This is a genomic window from Agrobacterium sp. 5Ca39, from assembly GCF_055382365.1.
Window position 1 is genome coordinate 1724576 of record NZ_AP026437.1, and the last position, 16689, is coordinate 1741264.

20 protein-coding genes are annotated in these 16689 nt (G+C 59.7%); 4 read left to right on the top strand and 16 right to left on the bottom strand.

Going from position 1 to position 16689, the window contains the following annotated elements:
• The first annotated feature begins 200 nt into the window (after window positions 1-200).
• On the top strand, window positions 201-1298 hold the full coding sequence (locus tag ACZ47E_RS21600) for a DNA alkylation repair protein (RefSeq protein ID WP_048902890.1): 1098 nt from the start codon (window positions 201-203) through the stop codon (window positions 1296-1298).
• Window positions 1299-1320: 22 nt separating this feature from the next.
• Here the strand turns inward: ACZ47E_RS21600 and ACZ47E_RS21605 are convergent, their stop codons facing one another.
• The 5 genes from ACZ47E_RS21605 to ACZ47E_RS21625 all read right to left on the bottom strand — a co-directional run bounded on the left by ACZ47E_RS21605 (window position 1321) and on the right by ACZ47E_RS21625 (window position 6353).
• Window positions 1321-2346 carry a sulfate/molybdate ABC transporter ATP-binding protein gene (locus tag ACZ47E_RS21605; protein WP_464017141.1) on the bottom strand — a complete coding sequence of 342 codons (1026 nt, stop codon included), beginning with the start codon at window positions 2344-2346 and terminating at the stop codon, window positions 1321-1323.
• A 5-nt stretch (window positions 2347-2351) separates the two neighbouring features.
• Window positions 2352-3239: a sulfate ABC transporter permease subunit CysW gene (gene cysW, locus ACZ47E_RS21610; RefSeq protein ID WP_022562944.1), complete on the bottom strand. Its 888-nt coding sequence runs from the start codon at window positions 3237-3239 to the stop codon at window positions 2352-2354.
• A 4-nt stretch (window positions 3240-3243) separates the two neighbouring features.
• Complete coding sequence (gene cysT / locus ACZ47E_RS21615; RefSeq protein WP_003585655.1) at window positions 3244-4065, bottom strand: sulfate ABC transporter permease subunit CysT; 822 nt, start codon at window positions 4063-4065, stop codon at window positions 3244-3246.
• Between the two features lie 73 nt (window positions 4066-4138).
• Entirely contained in the window at window positions 4139-5125 is a 987-nt protein-coding gene (gene cysP, locus ACZ47E_RS21620) for a thiosulfate ABC transporter substrate-binding protein CysP (RefSeq protein ID WP_022562946.1), read from the bottom strand.
• Between the two features lie 169 nt (window positions 5126-5294).
• Window positions 5295-6353, bottom strand: coding sequence for an enoyl-CoA hydratase/isomerase family protein (locus ACZ47E_RS21625; protein ID WP_022562947.1), 1059 nt, complete (start codon window positions 6351-6353; stop codon window positions 5295-5297).
• Between the two features lie 296 nt (window positions 6354-6649).
• Between ACZ47E_RS21625 and ACZ47E_RS21630 the strand changes: the two genes are divergently transcribed.
• Window positions 6650-6907 (top strand): DUF2934 domain-containing protein, encoded by a 258-nt coding sequence (locus tag ACZ47E_RS21630; protein WP_022562948.1) that lies wholly within the window; start codon window positions 6650-6652, stop codon window positions 6905-6907.
• A 69-nt stretch (window positions 6908-6976) separates the two neighbouring features.
• Here the strand turns inward: ACZ47E_RS21630 and ACZ47E_RS21635 are convergent, their stop codons facing one another.
• A complete protein-coding gene (locus ACZ47E_RS21635) occupies window positions 6977-7804 on the bottom strand; it encodes an SH3 domain-containing protein (protein ID WP_022562949.1) in 828 nt (275 codons plus the stop codon).
• 256 nt (window positions 7805-8060) lie between these two features.
• Here ACZ47E_RS21635 and ubiG point away from each other — a divergent pair, with 256 nt between their 5' ends.
• Window positions 8061-8813 (top strand): bifunctional 2-polyprenyl-6-hydroxyphenol methylase/3-demethylubiquinol 3-O-methyltransferase UbiG, encoded by a 753-nt coding sequence (ubiG, locus tag ACZ47E_RS21640; RefSeq protein ID WP_022562950.1) that lies wholly within the window; start codon window positions 8061-8063, stop codon window positions 8811-8813.
• A 33-nt stretch (window positions 8814-8846) separates the two neighbouring features.
• Here the strand turns inward: ubiG and ACZ47E_RS21645 are convergent, their stop codons facing one another.
• Genes ACZ47E_RS21645 through ACZ47E_RS21660 form a run of 4 tightly spaced genes read right to left on the bottom strand, consistent with a single transcriptional unit; the run spans window position 8847 to window position 11262 of the window.
• Window positions 8847-9275, bottom strand: coding sequence for a DUF1178 family protein (locus ACZ47E_RS21645; RefSeq protein WP_003585644.1), 429 nt, complete (start codon window positions 9273-9275; stop codon window positions 8847-8849).
• On the bottom strand, window positions 9272-10132 hold the full coding sequence (locus tag ACZ47E_RS21650) for a carbon-nitrogen hydrolase family protein (RefSeq protein ID WP_022562951.1): 861 nt from the start codon (window positions 10130-10132) through the stop codon (window positions 9272-9274). The genes ACZ47E_RS21645 and ACZ47E_RS21650 overlap by 4 nt, the downstream gene beginning before the upstream one ends.
• A 24-nt stretch (window positions 10133-10156) precedes the next feature.
• Window positions 10157-10411 carry a glutaredoxin 3 gene (gene grxC, locus ACZ47E_RS21655; RefSeq protein WP_003585640.1) on the bottom strand — a complete coding sequence of 85 codons (255 nt, stop codon included), beginning with the start codon at window positions 10409-10411 and terminating at the stop codon, window positions 10157-10159.
• Window positions 10412-10470: 59 nt separating this feature from the next.
• Entirely contained in the window at window positions 10471-11262 is a 792-nt protein-coding gene (locus ACZ47E_RS21660) for a ComF family protein (protein ID WP_022562953.1), read from the bottom strand.
• Between the two features lie 140 nt (window positions 11263-11402).
• Between ACZ47E_RS21660 and ACZ47E_RS21665 the strand changes: the two genes are divergently transcribed.
• Window positions 11403-12284 carry a methyltransferase domain-containing protein gene (locus ACZ47E_RS21665; RefSeq protein WP_048902961.1) on the top strand — a complete coding sequence of 294 codons (882 nt, stop codon included), beginning with the start codon at window positions 11403-11405 and terminating at the stop codon, window positions 12282-12284.
• A gap of 17 nt (window positions 12285-12301) precedes the next feature.
• Here the strand turns inward: ACZ47E_RS21665 and ACZ47E_RS21670 are convergent, their stop codons facing one another.
• The 6 genes from ACZ47E_RS21670 to ACZ47E_RS21695 form a co-directional block, all read right to left on the bottom strand.
• The gene (locus ACZ47E_RS21670) at window positions 12302-12472 is read right to left on the bottom strand and encodes a Flp family type IVb pilin (protein WP_077985725.1); all 171 of its coding nucleotides are present in this window, start codon (window positions 12470-12472) and stop codon (window positions 12302-12304) included.
• 98 nt (window positions 12473-12570) lie between these two features.
• Window positions 12571-12885: a hypothetical protein gene (locus tag ACZ47E_RS21675; RefSeq protein WP_003585635.1), complete on the bottom strand. Its 315-nt coding sequence runs from the start codon at window positions 12883-12885 to the stop codon at window positions 12571-12573.
• Between the two features lie 171 nt (window positions 12886-13056).
• On the bottom strand, window positions 13057-13470 hold the full coding sequence (gene mutT / locus ACZ47E_RS21680) for an 8-oxo-dGTP diphosphatase MutT (RefSeq protein WP_003585633.1): 414 nt from the start codon (window positions 13468-13470) through the stop codon (window positions 13057-13059).
• Window positions 13467-14243, bottom strand: coding sequence for a GNAT family N-acetyltransferase (locus ACZ47E_RS21685; protein ID WP_006698498.1), 777 nt, complete (start codon window positions 14241-14243; stop codon window positions 13467-13469). Before ACZ47E_RS21685 ends, mutT begins: the two co-directional genes overlap by 4 nt.
• 18 nt (window positions 14244-14261) lie before the next feature.
• Window positions 14262-15503 (bottom strand): bifunctional glutamate N-acetyltransferase/amino-acid acetyltransferase ArgJ, encoded by a 1242-nt coding sequence (argJ, locus tag ACZ47E_RS21690; RefSeq protein WP_022562956.1) that lies wholly within the window; start codon window positions 15501-15503, stop codon window positions 14262-14264.
• A gap of 88 nt (window positions 15504-15591) precedes the next feature.
• Window positions 15592-16455, bottom strand: a complete 864-nt coding sequence (locus ACZ47E_RS21695) for a peptidylprolyl isomerase (RefSeq protein WP_035211677.1) — start codon at window positions 16453-16455, stop codon at window positions 15592-15594.
• Between the last annotated feature and the right edge of the window lie 234 nt (window positions 16456-16689).

Consider the following 16689-nt stretch of genomic DNA (forward strand, 5'->3'; position numbering starts at 1 on the left):
TGCCGGATGAGGGGGCAAGCTCGCGACTTTTCGCTAACCTTGCCCTCTCATCCCGCTACCGCGAACTTCTCCCCCGGACGGGGAGGAGACGTTTGTGGCACGCGCTCGGTCCGTCAGCAGTATTCGAAAGCGACTCAGTCTTCCCTTGCCTCGGATCTCCTCATGCCTTAAAAGAACAAAAAGTGAACTTTGGGGACATTATGAGCGACACGGCGGCACCGGCACTGAAGGAAATCTTCAACCACGAGAAACTGCAGCATATCGCCGATCAGACCAGGGCCGTCCATCCGCCCTTTGACGTTTCCGCCTTCATGGCGCTCGCCACCGAAAACCTTGAAGCGCTGGGCATCATGCAGCGCATGCGGCAGGTGGCAACAAGCCTGCATGCGACGCTTCCCGGCGACTATGCCCGCAACATCGAAATCCTCACAGCCGCAGCGCCTGGCATCGGCAACGGTTTCGCTTCGATTTCGCTTCCGGAGTATGTCGCGCTTTACGGCCTCGATGATTTCGATCTTTCCATGGACGCGCTGCAATATTTCACCCGCTTTGGCTCCTCGGAATTCGCCATCCGGCATTTTCTGCAAAAGGACCTGACCGCCACCCTTGCCGTGATGGAAACTTGGTCACGGCACGAAAATGAGCATGTGCGGCGGCTTGCAAGCGAAGGCTGCCGGCCTCGCCTGCCATGGTCATTCCAGCTCAAGCCCCTGATCGATGATCCCTCGCCGGTTACCGCGATCCTCGACACCATGAAAGCAGACCAGGCGCTTTATGTGCGCAAATCCGTCGCCAACCACCTGAACGACATCACCAAGGATAATCCCGCTTTTGTGCTGGCGCTCATCGATGGATGGCCGAAGGACAACCCGCATACACGCTGGATCATGCGGCAGGCCTTGCGCACGCTGATCAAGAAGGGCGACACCGCAGCGCTTGCCCATCTCGGGGCGCATGAGGAGGCGCAGATTACACTTGCGGCGTTCGAGGTGTTGCCGGCAAAAGTCGCTCTCGGCAATCCGGTGCGGATTTCCGCCTCTTTCACTTCGACGGCGAAGAGCCGGCAAAAGCTGGTGATCGATTACGCCGTGCATTATGTGAAGAAGAGCGGCGATGCCTCCGCAAAGGTCTTCAAGTGGAAGGAAGTCGAGCTTCCGCCCGGCGAGACATGTAAATTGTCAATCAGCCGAGCCATACGTGATTTTACGACCCGCAAACACTATCCCGGTGTCCACCGGGTCGACCTTGTGATCAACGGCAGGCTGATAGCCGAAAGCGCATTCGAACTTCTGTTTTAAGCGGGCAAAGGCCCTTGGCGCCTTACGGCGCCGGGAAAATCTTCGCCCGGCGAATGATGACGGAACCGCGATCTCCGGCGGCGACGTCGTTTTCGGGCGGCACGTCGAATTCCAGAATATCGCCGCCGTCGGTACTGGCGATCACCCGGCGCTCACCGGCGCGGTCAAGGACGCGCTCCACGGACGCCGGTATGCCGTCATGCAGGTCTTCCCACTCCAGATCGCTGGGACGCGCGTAAATATCAACCGCGCCATCGCCCTGAGCATAGGAGAAGGGCAGTTCATTCTCACCCACATACACCTTTCCGCCGCGCGCCACACCGGCAACCCGGTTGGCGTCGCCCAGAAAGCGCATGACGAAGGCACTGTTCGGCTGGCGGCAGACCTCCTTCGGCGTGCCCAGCTGCACGATTTCGCCCTGATTGAGAATGACGACCCGGTCGGCCAGATCGAGCGCCTCTTCCTGGTCATGCGTCACGAAAATCGTCGTGATGCCGAGCGAATCGTGGATCTCGCGCAGCCAGCGGCGCAGGTCGCGACGCACATTGGCGTCCAGCGCTCCGAAAGGCTCATCCAGCAATAGCACCTTGGGATCGACCGAAAGCGCCCGCGCCAGCGCCACGCGCTGCCGTTGGCCGCCGGAAATCTGCGCGGGAAAACGGTCGCCCAGGCCATCGAGCTTCACCAGTCGCAGCAATTCTTCGACGCGCGCGGCGATAGCCGCCCTGTCCCGGTTCACCTTAGAGACCTTCATGCCGAAGGCGATGTTTTCGTTCAGCGTCATATGCGGAAACAGCGCATAATGCTGGAACACAAATCCGACACCGCGGTCACGCACCGGAATATTGGTGGCATCCTCCTCCCCGAAGAAAATCTGGCCGCCATCGCTATATTCGAGGCCGGCGACCATGCGCAAAATCGTGGTCTTGCCGGAGCCCGACGGACCGAGCAGCGCCAGAAGCTCGCCGCTTTCGATATCAAGCGAAACATCGCGCACGGCACGGAACGTATCAAAGGTCTTCACCACATTTTCGAGGCGGATTTTCATGGGAATCAGGTCTCCGTGGCGATGGCGGCATCGGCGTTGGTCTTTTTACGCCCGCGCCCTGCGCCGCGCCGTTCCAGCGCCACCTTGGCGATGATGGTGACGACGGCGAGGGTCGCGAGGATCGACGCCGCGGCGAAAGCGCCAGCCGTCTGGTAATCGTGATAAAGCAGCTCGATATGCAGCGGCAGCGTATTGGTCTGACCGCGAATATTGCCTGACACGACCGATACGGCGCCAAATTCCCCCATTACGCGGGCGTTGCACAGCACGACACCATAAAGCAGCGCCCATTTGATGTTCGGCAAGGTCACCGAAAAGAAGGTTCGCCAGCCGGATGCGCCAAGCGAGGTCGCCGCCTCCTCGAGATCACGACCCTGCGCCTGCATGAGCGGAATGAGTTCACGCGCCACGAAAGGTGCCGTCACGAACATTGAGGCGATAACGATGCCAGGAAGCGCAAACAATATCTTGATATCATGCGCGTCGAGGAACGGCCCGAACAGGCCCTGCAAACCATATACGAAGAGATATGCGACACCGGCAACGATCGGTGAAATCGAGAAAGGTATCTCGATCAGCACCAGCAGGAAGCGCCGGCCCGGGAAATCGAACTTGGTGATGGACCATGCCGCTGCAACACCGAAGGCCGTATTGACCGGCACGGCGATCAGTGCGGTCAGCACCGTCAGCATAATGGCGTGACGAGTATCCGGATGGGTGATGGTGGCCGAATAGGCCTTCCAGCCCTGCGAGAACGCTTCGACACCGATGATGACGAGCGGTGCCACAACGAGAAGCGTGCCGATGATGAGCACGAAGGCGATCAGGCTGCGGCGCACAAGAGGTGCATCGCCGACACGGGGCGGTTTGCGATGTGAGGAAACGCCGCTCATCTTCTCAGCCCCTCGCCGTATATCGAAGCGCGCGCGCCTGCAGATAATTGGTCACCGCCAGCATCACGAAGGCGGTGATAAGCAACACGGAGGCGATGGCCGCTGCCGCCTGATAATCATATTCCTCGAGCCGGATGAAGATCAGCAGGGCGGTGATTTCCGTCGAGAACGGCTGATTGCCGGCGATGAAGATGATTGCCCCGAATTCACCCAGGCTGCGGGCGAAAGAGAGCGAGAGACCGGCGAGCAGAGCCGGAGTCAGGAGCGGCAGGATGATCTTGCGGAAAATCTCAAGATCGGAACCACCGAGCGACTGCGCCGCTTCTTCCAGCGCCGGATCGAGGTCTTCCAGCACCGGCTGCACGGTGCGCACGATGAAGGGCAGGCTGGTAAAAGCCATCGCCACCATGATGCCAAGCGGCGTATAGGCCACCTTGATGCCGAATTGCGCCAGCACCGAGCCGAACCAACCATTGCCGGCAAACAGCGTCGTCAGGGCGATGCCGGCGACGGCGGTGGGAAGCGCGAAGGGAAGATCGACGATCGCATCGACAAAACGCCAGCCGGGAAAGCGGTAGCGCGTCAACACCCAGGCGAGCGCAAGTCCGAAGATCACATTGAACAGGGTTGCGGCCAGTGCGCAGAGCACGGTGACACGGTAACTGGCGACGGCCCGCGGCGAGGAAATGATGGACCAATACTCGGCGGGCCCGAGGCTTGCCGCCTTGAACACAAGCGCCGAGAGCGGCAAAAGCACAATGATTGCGACGTAAGTGAGGGTAACGCCAAGGGACAATTTCAGCCCCGGCAGAACATTCCGCTTCAAACCCCGCCCCCATCAATCAAAAAGCGACCCGGCAGTTTCCCGCCGGGTCATTCAAATGTTGCTGTCGCTGTGATTAGCGGCTGCCGTAGAGCGTATCAAGCGTCGCGCCGGATGCAAAATGCTCTTTCTGGATTTTAGTCCAGCCACCGAAAACGTCATTGACGTTGACGAGGCGGATGGCCGGAAACTTGTCCTTGAACTCACCGACAACCTTTTCATTATGGACACGGTGGCCGAATTCAGCGGCGATGCGCTGCCCCTCTTCAGTATAGAGGAAGTCGAGATAGCTTTTCGCCAGATCGCGAGAGCCACGCTTGTCGACGACCTTGTCCACCACGGCAACCGGGAATTCGGCCAGCAGACTGACGGAGGGCACGACGCCTTCCACCTTCTGGGCGCCATATTGCTTGGCGATGCCGCGGGTCTCCGCTTCAAAGGTAATCAAGACGTCACCGATTTCACGCTCCACGAAAGTGGTGGTTGCAGCGCGGCCTCCCGTGTCGAAAACAGGCGTATTGTCGAAGATTTTCTTGACGAATTCCTGGACCTTCGCGTCGTCGCCCTTGAACTTTTCCTTGGCGTAGGCCGTGGCGGCGAGATAGGTGTAACGGGCGTTACCGGAGGTCTTCGGATTGGGGAAAACGACCTTCACGTCGTCGCGGACAAGATCGTCCCAGTCTTTGATTCCCTTGGGGTTGCCGGCGCGGACAAGAAAAGAGGGGAAGGAATAGAAGGGCGATGCGTCATTCGGGAAATCCTTCTGCCAGTCAGCGGAAACGAAACCCTGCTTCACCAGAAAATCGACATCGGTCACCTGGTTGAAAGTGACGACATCGGCTTCAAGACCCTCGACGATGGCACGCGCCTGTTTGGAGGTGCCGGCATGCGACTGATCGACGGTTATTCCCGGATGCTGCTTGATGAAAGCCTCGTTCTCGGCCGCGAAGACCTCGCGGGCGACATCATAGGACGCGTTGAGAATGGTAGTCGGAGACTGCGCCTGCGCCGCGACTGAAAAAAGAGCGGCGATGGCAGTTCCGATAATGAGAAGACGTTTCATGAATACCCCCGGCAATTCGAATGGTGCTCAACATAGCGGGCGGCAGCAACGCCCGCGAGAAACAACTATGCCTTGCCGGAGGATGGATTGGAAATTTCGCCCAAATAATATTCACTTGGAAGGCGAGGATTTCATATAGGCCCGGAAGCTGGATTTCTTTTGCGCCTGGCTAAAGGCGATGATCGGGAAAAAGGTTGCCGGAATGCTTGGCGAGATAGGGCGCAAGGTCCTCCTCCCGCACCTCTTCCAGCCGCGCCGGCGACCAGCGGGGATTGCGATCCTTGTCGACGAGGGCAGCGCGCACGCCCTCATAAAAATCACGTTGGCGCAATATCTCCGTGCCGGCAGCAAATTCCCGCTCAAGGCATTCGATGAGGCTCGCGCTTTCCCGACCCAGGCGCAGCAGCTTCAGGGTCAGCTTCAGGCTGGTGGGAGAGCGCTTTTGCAGAGCCTCGAGGGTCTCGCGTGAAAATGCATCTTGGCGCGCCGAAAGCGCGGCAAAAATCTCCTCGACCGTGTCAAAACGAAATGTCGCGTCGATGATCTCCCGATTGAGGGATAAGATACCTTCGCCGGCCTCAATGGCATGCGCCGTGATCGCCGTCTCAACACTGTCCGTATCCGCCGATCGCGATAGATCCTGAACCAGCCTGCCAAGGCGATCCGAAGGAACAAGATAATCGGCAAAGCCCGCATAGATGGCGTCGGCGGCAGTAACGGCATTGCCCGTCAGCCCCAGCCAGGTGCCGCATTCGCCCGGCGCCCGTGGCAAAAGCCAGGACCCGCCAACGTCAGGAAAATAGCCGATGCCCGTCTCCGGCATGGCGAGCTTTGTGCGCTCCGTGACGATACGATGGCTGCCATGGGCTGAAATGCCAACGCCGCCGCCCATGACAATACCATCCATCAGCGCCACATAGGGCTTGCCGAAGTGGGCGATACGATAATTCAGCGGAAATTCTTCCCGCCAGAAATCAAGGACCCGTGGGTCGCCCGCCTTGCCGAGATCGTGAATGATACGGACATCGCCCCCCGCGCAAAGCCCCCTGTCCCCTTCTCCCGTCAACACCACGCAAGCAACGCCGGGTTCCTCCTCGAAACGCTGAAGCGCATGGAACAGGTCGCGCACCATCGGCAAGGTCAGGCTGTTGATGGCCTTCGGCCGGTTGAGGCGAATGATGCCCGCCCCTCCCTGTTTTTCGACGATGACCTGCGCATCCGTTTCCATTCTCCGCTCCAAGACCGCCTCCTCCGCTGCCCGTTCGTTCGGCCATCTTGGCGGCCTTGGCGCAATCACGCAACGTTGATCTTGCGTGGCAGGAACGTCTTTCGCTCAAACCGCTTTAACGGGCAGAAAATGCCAGAAATCGGTTTTCGCAATGCAGCATGTTTGCTTGACGCCCGGAAAATCATGGCATGTAATGGCCTCTGGAAATGCCGGCATTGATTCCTGTCGAGCGTGTGCCGGACCAAAGCGGAATGTCGCCTTCTCATAGGCGCTGTAAACAGCAACGGGAGACGAGCATGCAGGTTTCGGAACACGAATGGATCAGTAAACGCGCATATACACTCTGGGAAAAGGAAGGCCACCCGCACGGGCGCGATGCGCACCATTGGGAACAGGCCAAACATGAATTTTCGCTGCTGAAGACGTCGGAAGCGACGAAGCCCGCAACGCGCAAGAAGGCCGCTCCCAAGGCTGTCGCGGATGTTGCAACACCGGATGCGGAAACGCCGGCAAAACCCAAGAGCCGCTCCCGCAAGGCTCCCGCCGAAAAATAGGACCGCAACGACACATCGAACAAAGCCCCAAATGAAAAAGCCCGACAAAATCTCGCCGGGCTTTGTCTTTTAGCGCGATGCGCAACCTGGACTACCGATGATGCACCCCTGCAGAGGGGCATCCGGAGCAGGTGTAGGCGGGCGCGGCGGCTGGCCATCCAACTGACCGCGTTGACCGTTATACTGGTTCTGCTGGCCTCCACGATCGCGATTAGCGTCGCGATCACGATTACGGTCGCGATTTTCATCTTCCCAACGACGGCGGTCATCGTCGCGACGCGGCCTGTCCTGATTTCGGTCGCCCTGGTTCCAGTCGCCGTAGCGACGTTCCCAACGACCATCATTCGGACCACCGCCCTGGCGGGGATCACGCCACTCATCGCGGCGACCATCACGCCAGTCGTCCCGGCGACCATCGCGCCAGTCGTCACGCGGACGTGGGCGATCCCATCCAGCACTCGGGGGCGGGGCGTTCCAGTAGCCGCCTGATGGCGGCGGGCGACGCCACCGGTCACGTTCGCGGTAAAAATCGCGATCGCGATAATAACGGTCCCAATAACGGCCGGCTTCGAAGGTGATTATGGGAACGCCGAGATCGCGATAATAACGGGGCTCGACGTATACCCGGTTTTGCCGGAATGTCGTCTGGATGTAGCGGCCGGCTACCCAGCCTCGACCGTTGACGAAAGACACATCACACCACGGCGTATCGGACAGGCAGCCGTGTACCGTCAATGGTGCGCCGACGGGGATCACGACAACAGCCGGATAGGCCGTGCTGGGACCGGAGCGCATATTCACATTCGCGGTGGCGAAACCCCGCGTTGCAGCTTCGGCAAGGGCCGGCGCGGCGAGCATGGCCACCAGCGCAATTGCGCCAAACAGTTTTTTCTTCACTTCTTTCTCCTCAAGCAAAGGCCCGCTTTGCCCTTGTCGGCATCCATCCTGTTAGATGGACGAGCATGCGTTCCGCATACTGCCACGATCGGAAAATACGCGTTCTTCCATGAACGCAGCATGAAACAAATGAGGGGCCGCATCAGTTCCCCTGCGGCAATGGGCGCCCGATAAATCGCTGCCGGAGAAAGTCTCCGGTCTTGACTTCGGGGGGCAATCGTCCGACTTCAATGCAACAGCAATATGGAGCAGAGCCATGAGCGAGACCGCACAGACGACCGTCGACCAGAGCGAAGTGGATCGCTTCTCCGCGATGGCCGCAGAGTGGTGGAGCCCGACCGGCAAGTTCCGCCCGCTGCACAAATTCAATCCGGTGCGTCTCGAATATATCCGCAACCGCATCTGCGACAATTTCGGCCGGGACCCGAAGGCGCACCGCCCATTGGAAGGGCTGCGCGTTCTCGACATCGGCTGCGGCGGCGGCCTTCTCTCCGAACCCGTCGCCCGCATGGGCGCCGATGTGGTAGGCGCGGATCCCTCGGAAAAGAACATCGGCATCGCCTCCACCCACGCCCATGAAAGCGGGGTCAGTGTCGACTATCGCGCGGTGACGGCCGAACAGCTGCAGGAAGCCGGCGAAACCTTCGACGTCATCCTCAACATGGAGGTGGTCGAACACGTGGCCAATGTCGATCTCTTCGTCACCACCTGCGCGAAAATGGTACGCCCCGGCGGCCTGATGTTCGCGGCCACCATCAACCGCACGCTGAAAGCCCGGGCATTGGCGATCTTTGCTGCCGAAAATGTTTTGCGCTGGCTGCCGCGCGGCACGCATCAATATGAAAAGCTGGTTCGCCCGGAAGAGCTTGAGCGGCCGCTGGTTGCAAGCGGAATGGATATCATCCACCGGACAGGCGTCTTCTACAACGTGCTGCAGGATCGCTGGAACCTCTCACCGGATATGGACGTCAACTACATGATGCTGGCAAAGCGCCCGGCGCAGGGGTAACGCCGGGCGCTCCGTAAGCGATGTCTCTGAAATTCAGTTGACGTCGTCGGGCAGCACCGGCAGCGGTGCGATCTCAATGCCCTCTTCCAGCAAGGCCCTGGCGTCCTGCACCGAGGCATTGCCGATGATGCCCCGCTCGTCCGCTTCGCCATAATGGATCTTGCGGGCTTCCTCGGGAAACCTGTCGCCGACATCCTCGGCAGTGGCGCGAATATTGGCGACGGCCTCGCGGATTTTTGCAAGCGCCTCTTTTCTGGCGGCATCCATGGCGAGCGTCTGGCGTTCGTCCTTCTTGCGGGCGGTGGAAACCGACGGCGCCATCAAAAGCTTGGAGACCTGCGCGGAATTGCAAACCGGGCAGGACAGGAAACCGCGCTGCAACTGATCATCGAAATCGTCGCTACCGGCAAACCAGCCTTCGAACTCGTGGCCCTTTTCACAGGCTAGCGCATACCGGATCACGCTGCCTCACCTCCCACAGGTTTGAGGGGAATGACCGTATCCAGCCCGAACTCCCGGGCATTGCGCAAATTGGGAATCTTTCCACGGGCGGTCGCCACCAGCGATGTATCGATCTCGGCGAAGATGATCTCCTCGCCAGCGCCGCCGGCGACTGCCAGAACCTTACCCCAGGGATCGATGATGATGGAATGGCCGAATGTTTCACGCCCGTCCTCATGTACGCCCGCCTGAGCGGCGGCGATGACGAACGCGCCGTTTTCAATGGCGCGGGCGCGCAGCAGAATTTCCCAATGGGCTTCCCCGGTCTGGCGCGTGAAGGCAGCGGGAACCGTCAGGATCTCAGCGCCGGCAAGAGCTTCCGCCCGGAAAAGCTGCGGAAAACGGACGTCGTAGCAGATTGCGAAGCCGAATTTACCCAGCGGCAGTTCAACGATGCGCGCCACCTCGCCGGGCTCGTAAGCGGCGCTTTCGCGCCAGCTCTCGCCATTGTCGAGATCGACATCGAACATGTGGATCTTGTCATAGCTGCAGATGCGCGAGCCGTCCGGCGCGAAGAGGAAGCCGCGATTGGCGATCTTGCCGTCCGGGCGGGCAATAGCCGTAGAGCCCACATGGACGTGAATACCGAGTTCGCGGGCAAGGCGTGCGGCGGTCGCGACGATGATATCGCCGTCATCGTCGCGCAGCTGGGCCCGCAGCGCCTGCCTGTCCTTCTGGATTGCGCCCGTCATTTCCGGGGTCTGAACATAAACAGCCCCTTCGGCCGCGGCGGCGCGCACAAGCCGATCCATATCGGCGGCATTCCTCGCCGTATCGACACCGGAGCGCATCTGAATGGCGGCAGCCTTGAAACTCATGATTTCCTCCGTCGCTCGGGCAGATCAGGCCGCCAGCATCGCGTCCAGCTTGCCGGCGCGGTCCAGCGCATGAAGATCATCGCAGCCGCCCACGTGCTGCCCATTGATGAAGATTTGCGGGAAGGTCGTTCCGCCCGATTTCTCGATCATCTCCTGCCGGTATTCGGGCGTCGTCGTGGCGTTATATTCGGCATAATCCACGCCCTTGCTATCCAGCAGCGCCTTGGCGCGCGCGCAATAACCACAAAAATCCCGCGTATAGATTGTCACCGGTGCCATGTTTTCAAAGCCTCGCAAACGTGCGGTCAAGCGCACGGTTTCCTCATGTCATTATGGCTTCATATAGGACCGGAAATGGCCATTGCAAAGGTCAAAACTGTTACTTCCGCAGCACCCGCTTTTCGGAGGGCCCGGCTTGCCGCACGCACTGTCGCGCCGGTGGTGTAAACGTCATCCACCAGCACCACGTGCTTGCCTGAAACATCCGCTTCCCGACCAGGGGCGAGAGCGAAAGCGCCCCGCATATTGTCACGCCTGGCGATCGCCGAGAGCCCAACCTGCCGCTCCGTCGATTTCACCCGCAGCAGGGTGCCGGCGAGCAAAGGCTTGTCGGCCGCCCGGGCCAGATGCCGCGCAAGCTCGGCGGACTGGTTGAAACGGCGGCGCAGGAAGCGGTAGCGATGCAGAGGAACGGGCACGATGCAATCGCAGGCGCTGACCGCTCCGTCGTCTGCGCGCAGCATCCACAACGCCATCAACCGCGCAAGCTCTGTCCGGTCCTGATATTTCAGACGGTGCACCAGCTTGCGGGCGACGCCCTGATGGCTGGCGGCGGCACGCAGACGGTCGAAGGGCGGCGGGTCGGCAATGGCCTCGGCGCTGACAATGTTTTCGCCATGGTCGCGGACAAAGGGAATGCCGAGAATTTCGCAATAAGGACGCTCGATAAAAACAATGTCCCGCCAGCACTCCGGGCACAACGCCCCTTCTGCGCCGATCATGCGGGTGCAGCCGGCACAGGTCGGCGGGTAAATCATGCGGAAGACCGAACGAAACACGTCTCGTGCGACCCGCGGTACGACCGCAGATTTCGACAGCATCCCCGAAAACAGACCTTCACCAGCACCCATGAGGTTGACTTTAGCGCCGAACGGGTGCCTTTGCGAGACAGATCATTCCGGCTGATGCCGGAAAAGCAATGCCTGAAACGGCATGACACAGAATGCGGCCCCGCCGTACCGATGGCGCCAGAGGCCGAGCAGGCAAGACGATGGACATTCTTTTTGACCAGGCCGTGATCGAACAAAACCGTCGCCGGGCGTGGAACCGGCGCGACGACAAAGCCCTTTTTCTTCTCGACATGGCGGCTGAAGAACTGGCAGACAGGCTTGCCATTGTCGAACGCAAGTTCGAGTCCGCCATCGAGCTGCATGGCGGCACCGGCGTTGCCGCCCGGCGGCTGGCCCAGACAGGAAAGGTGAATTCCATTCGCCGCATAGAGACGGAAAGCCGTTTCACCACGGATGAAAATATTCCGGAGGCGGCATCCATGGAGCATCTGCCACTGGAAGAGGCCTCCGCCAATCTCATCGTTTCACCGCTTGCCCTGCATTTGACCAACGACACGCCCGGCGCGCTGATCCAGATCCGGCGGGCATTAAAGCCGGACGGCCTGTTTCTTGGCGCGATTCCCGGCAGCGGGACGCTGCAGGAACTTCGCGACGTGTTGTTGACGGCAGAGGCGGAACTGACCGGCGGGGCAAGCCCGCGCGTCATTCCCTTCGCCGACGTGCGCGATGTCGGCGCGCTTCTGCAACGCGCCGGTTTTGCGCTTCCCGTCACCGACGCGGAAACCTACACGGTACGTTACGATTCGATTTTCCCGCTGATGCGCGACCTGCGTGCGATGGGCATGGCCAATCCGCTGGCAGGCCGTAGCAGACGACCGCTCAACCGTGCCTTTTTCATGCGGGCGGCAGAGCTTTATGCTGAACGTTATGCCGATCCGGATGGGCGCATAAGGGCGACATTCTCCGTCATCTATGTCTCGGGCTGGGCGCCGCATGAGAGCCAGCAGAAACCGCTGAAGCCCGGCTCCGCCAAAGTGCGCCTGGCGGACGCCCTGAAGACCAGGGAAGTCAAGCTATCCTGAACGCAAGAATGACCGCTTCAGACACTGGCGAAAGTGTCGGCGATGAACTGAAACAGGGCATTGATATTGCTGCTGATGGCGCTCGCGCCGCCGACAAGGGCGACGGAAATCACGGCCACTATCAGGCCATACTCAACGGCGCTGGCGCCGTCTTCATTCCTGCAGAAATCGATAAATGAACGCAGCACAGAATATGCCCAATCCGCCAGCCGGCAATATGACCTATTGAAGTCGGCTTATTCTAGACGGGCTATGTGAGAGATCGGTTACCGACAATGGTAAACGATCAGCAACCGCTCTCATTGCTGTAGCCCGTCACCACGCAGGGCATTTCCGGCATCGGCTGTGTTATGCTACGGCGGATGGAGTATGTCTTGCCCACATCTGTCTTCTTGATGGAGCCGGTGCTGATCATGTCGTAATTGTCGGGAAACTGCGCCACACGCGTGGAAGACTTTCCGGCGAGCATGGGTGTGATGATCAACGACAGGGCGATGACGGCCGTGCCGAAAAGCAATGCGACGTTCAGAACGCCGGTGCGACTGGATTTATCGGAATAAGAGTGACGACCTTCCACCGTCTTCCAGAAATCCTCGTTCATGACCAACCTCATAACGCGCAGTTTACCGCTTCTTTAGCTTAACAATCTGCCAGAGGGTGCTGAACGATCTCTTAACACAGACCCGTTTTGGCACGGCAAAGCGCTGGCAACGGGGCATTTTCACGAAGCTGTGACGGGATCATAAGCGAGGGACGCCGGCGATTGCCTGTTCTAAAGCAGATCCTGCAGGAAGGGGATCAGCGGCTCATCGGCCGGCGGCATGGGATAATCGCGCAACGCCTGCGGTTTTACCCATTTCAGCGCCTGTCCTTCCCGGCCATGCGCAATGCCCTCGTAACGACGGCACACGTAAAGCGGCATCAGAAGGTGGAATGTCTCATAAGTGTGGCTGGCAAATGTCAAAGGCGCAAGGCAGGCGATCTTGGTTTTGATACCCAGCTCCTCGTCCAGTTCGCGCACGAGAGTTTCCTCGGGCGTCTCGCCCTGCTCCACCTTGCCGCCCGGAAACTCCCACAGGCCCGCGAGCGACTTGCCCTCCGGACGTTGCGCCAGAAGAATGCGGCCATCCTGATCGAGAAGGGCGCAGGCGGCGACCAGCAGGATTTTTTTGCCGGCCTCGCTCATTCTCCTGAACCCTTGCGCCAATAGCGATAGCGATAAGCCTCGGAGAAGCCGAATTTCTCATAAAGTGCGATTGCCGGCGCATTGGCGGCTTCAACCTGCAGCCACGCGCTTTTTGCGCCGCTGATCCTGGCCCAGCGCAGTGCGGATGACAGGATTTGCGTACCGAGGCCCTTCTTACGCTGCGACTTTTCGACATCGAGGGAAAGGATGCCGGCAAGATCGTTGTCCTGCACGCAGATGACGGTTGCGAGCGGATTGCCTTCCACTTCCTCATTGATGAAGAGACCGAGCGTCGGCTTGATGGAACTGACGATTTCAGCAATTGCCGGGCGCAGCGCCGGATCGCCATCGCTCACCTTGATGCTCGCCTCTACAAAACGGCCGATATCGTGGCTCGGAAGGCTGACCAGCGTTTCCGGCAACTCCATGTCGGAAAGATCGGCCGTCATGACCACAACCTCTTCGAACATCGACCAGCCGTCATTGACCAGAAATTCCACAAGCTGCGGCGGCATCAGCGTCGTTTCGCGCACCACCAGCGGCCGGCCGAAATCATCGAAACGCTTGCGCGCCTTTTCCAGCCGCACCGCGCTGTTTCCGTAATCGGACGGATCGAGCGGCACTACGCAGTTGATACGCTTGGAGGGATGCGAACCCGTGAGACGGATTTGCCAGCTGCCGTCATAAATAACCGACGAGGCTGGCCACGCCCGGAAGCTGACGGCTTCCAGACGGCGAACCAGCGGCAGATTGACGGCCTTGTTGTCCTGCATTCTCTTCGGCTCCAACGGTCAGCTCCGGTAGTCGCCGTTGATCGCAACATATTCTTTCGTCAGGTCACAGGTCCAGACCGTGGCCGTTCCCTGACCGAGGCCGATATCGACCTTTACCGTGATGTCTTCCAGTTTCATGACGGCACTGGTTTCCGCTTCGGAATAGTTCGGGTCGCGTTCGCCGTTGACGGCCACGCGCACGCCGCCGAACCAGATGGCAAGACGGTCGCGGTCCGCCATTTCGCCTGATTTGCCGACGGCCATGACGACACGGCCCCAATTGGCGTCCTCACCGGCAACCGCGGTCTTCACCAGCGGTGAATTGGCGATGGAAAGGGCGATCTTCTTGGCGGCGGCGTCGTTTTCCGCTCCTGTCACGGTAACTTCCACCATCTTGCGCGCGCCTTCGCCATCACGAACGACCTGCAAGGCAAGGTCCTTCAGAAGATCGTTCAGCGCAGCGCGGAAGCCGGAAAGGCGCTCATCATCGGCATTCGTCACTTTCACCTGGCCGTCTTCGGCCGCAGCGCCCGTGGCGAACAGCATCAACGTATCGGAGGTGGAGGTATCGCTGTCGACCGTTACGGAATTGAAGGTCGGGCCAACGCCGGCCGACAACAGGGCCTGCAACGCGGCAGGCTCAATATCCGCATCCGTCACAACGAAGGAAAGCATCGTCGCCATATCGGGCGCGATCATGCCGGCGCCCTTCGCGATACCGTTGATCGTCACGATCACGCCACCGATCTCGGCGGTGCGGCTGGCGACCTTCGGATAGGTGTCGGTCGTCATGATCGCCTTGGCGGCTTCCTGCCAGAAATCGGCTTCTGCCCGAACATTCATGTCACCCAGGACACCGGCGAATTTCGAGGCATCCAGCGGTTCCCCAATCACGCCCGTCGATGCCAGAAAGACCTCTCTTTCGGAGCAGCCGATGGCAGCTGCGGCGGATTTCGCCGTCAGCTCGGTCGCGGCCTTGCCCTTGAGGCCGGTAAAGGCATTGGCATTGCCGGAATTAACCACCACGGCGCGCGCCGCGCCGCCGCCGAGATTGGCGCGGCAGAAATCAACCGGGGCGGAAGGGCATTTCGACTTGGTGAAGACGCCCGCAACGCTTGCAGGCTTGTCGAAAACCATCAAGAGAACGTCCGTGCGGTTCTTGTACTTGATGCCGGCGGCGGCCGTCGCCATGCGAACGCCGCGGAGCGCAGGCATGTCAGGATAGGATTTCGGAGCGAGCGGAGAAACGGCAACGGACATGGGAAGCGCCTGAAATTCTGGAATGGATGTCTGGAGATGGCCTGAGATGAAACGGGGCGGCCGTTAAGCCGCCCCGTAATCCGAAATTTTACTGCTGCGGCTGTGCCTGCTGTTCCTTCGTGGCTTCGTCATAGCCCTTCTTCAGCGTCTCATCCATGATTTCGATCTTCTGGTCAGCCTTGGCCTTCTCGATGAGGGCAACGTACTTGTCGCGCATGACAAGCTGACGAACCTGCGGCTCGACCTGCTCGAAAGCCGGCGGCGGCGCAATGCGCTTGTCTTCCAGCTTGATGACGTGGAAGCCGAACTGGGTCTTCACAGGCGTTTTGGTGTAGGCGCCCTTTTCGAGGCCGAAGGCGGCTTCTTCGAATTCCGGAACCATGCGGCCCTTGCCGAACCAACCGAGATCGCCACCGTCATCCTTGTTGGAATCGGTGGATTTTTCCTTGGCGAGGGCTGCGAAATCCTTGCCCGAATCAAGCTGCTTGATGATGTCCTTGGCTTCGTCCTCGCTGGCGACGAGGATGTGAGCTGCCTTGATCTCTTCTTCCTGCGGCAGGGCTGCGACTTCCTTGTCGTAGCGGGCCTTTACTTCGTCATTGGTGACGGCGTCGACCACGTGCTTGCGGAAATACGCGTTGTGCAGCTCACGGTCCTGAATGAATTCCATGCGCTTCTTGAAATCTTCAGTCTTTTCCAGACCTTCGGCGCTGGCGTTCTTGACGAGAAGCTTGACATCGATCGCGCCGGAAAGGGCTGCGACCTTCTTCTGCTCGTCGGGAAGCTGCGCGAGTTGCGGATCGAGGTTGCTCATGGCGAGGTCGAGTTCGGACTGGTGGATTTCCAGATCGCCGACCTTGGCGACGACCTTGTCTTCCTGTGCGAAAGCCGGAAGCTGGAGGCCGAGCGTGGCCACAATCACCGCAGCCGCAATTTTATTATAGCGCAACATTTTGAACCTTTCGGGGACAATGCCGGCTCCAGACATGGTTTCCGGCTCTGAAAAAACTTCCAAACACCGGAATGTGGCCATTCTGTAACGGGCAGAACCGTTGACATCATTTGCCCCCCCTCTTATCTGTCACGCAACCTCGCGTCCAGATACGTTGAAGGGCGAAGTCCGTCATTTGTGCTGAAAACAGCGTGACGGACCAAAGCGCCCGGCAAAACGGAATTTCAGAAAGGG

What these genes read in the sequence shown, in the direction of transcription:
- ACZ47E_RS21625 (WP_022562947.1), bottom strand. Translation starts at nt 6,353, where the DNA reads ATGGAAACGGATGCGCAGGTCATCGTCGAAAAACAGGGAGGGGCGGGC.
- ACZ47E_RS21605 (WP_464017141.1), bottom strand. Translation starts at nt 2,346, where the DNA reads ATGAAAATCCGCCTCGAAAATGTGGTGAAGACCTTTGATACGTTCCGT.
- cysP (WP_022562946.1), bottom strand. Translation starts at nt 5,125, where the DNA reads ATGAAACGTCTTCTCATTATCGGAACTGCCATCGCCGCTCTTTTTTCA.
- ACZ47E_RS21660 (WP_022562953.1), bottom strand. Translation starts at nt 11,262, where the DNA reads ATGGGTGCTGGTGAAGGTCTGTTTTCGGGGATGCTGTCGAAATCTGCG.
- ACZ47E_RS21675 (WP_003585635.1), bottom strand. Translation starts at nt 12,885, where the DNA reads ATGAACGAGGATTTCTGGAAGACGGTGGAAGGTCGTCACTCTTATTCC.
- ACZ47E_RS21630 (WP_022562948.1), top strand. Translation starts at nt 6,650, where the DNA reads ATGCAGGTTTCGGAACACGAATGGATCAGTAAACGCGCATATACACTC.
- ACZ47E_RS21665 (WP_048902961.1), top strand. Translation starts at nt 11,403, where the DNA reads ATGGACATTCTTTTTGACCAGGCCGTGATCGAACAAAACCGTCGCCGG.
- ACZ47E_RS21650 (WP_022562951.1), bottom strand. Translation starts at nt 10,132, where the DNA reads ATGAGTTTCAAGGCTGCCGCCATTCAGATGCGCTCCGGTGTCGATACG.
- mutT (WP_003585633.1), bottom strand. Translation starts at nt 13,470, where the DNA reads ATGAGCGAGGCCGGCAAAAAAATCCTGCTGGTCGCCGCCTGCGCCCTT.
- argJ (WP_022562956.1), bottom strand. Translation starts at nt 15,503, where the DNA reads ATGTCCGTTGCCGTTTCTCCGCTCGCTCCGAAATCCTATCCTGACATG.
- ACZ47E_RS21695 (WP_035211677.1), bottom strand. Translation starts at nt 16,455, where the DNA reads ATGTTGCGCTATAATAAAATTGCGGCTGCGGTGATTGTGGCCACGCTC.
- cysW (WP_022562944.1), bottom strand. Translation starts at nt 3,239, where the DNA reads ATGAGCGGCGTTTCCTCACATCGCAAACCGCCCCGTGTCGGCGATGCA.
- ACZ47E_RS21600 (WP_048902890.1), top strand. Translation starts at nt 201, where the DNA reads ATGAGCGACACGGCGGCACCGGCACTGAAGGAAATCTTCAACCACGAG.
- ubiG (WP_022562950.1), top strand. Translation starts at nt 8,061, where the DNA reads ATGAGCGAGACCGCACAGACGACCGTCGACCAGAGCGAAGTGGATCGC.
- ACZ47E_RS21685 (WP_006698498.1), bottom strand. Translation starts at nt 14,243, where the DNA reads ATGCAGGACAACAAGGCCGTCAATCTGCCGCTGGTTCGCCGTCTGGAA.
- grxC (WP_003585640.1), bottom strand. Translation starts at nt 10,411, where the DNA reads ATGGCACCGGTGACAATCTATACGCGGGATTTTTGTGGTTATTGCGCG.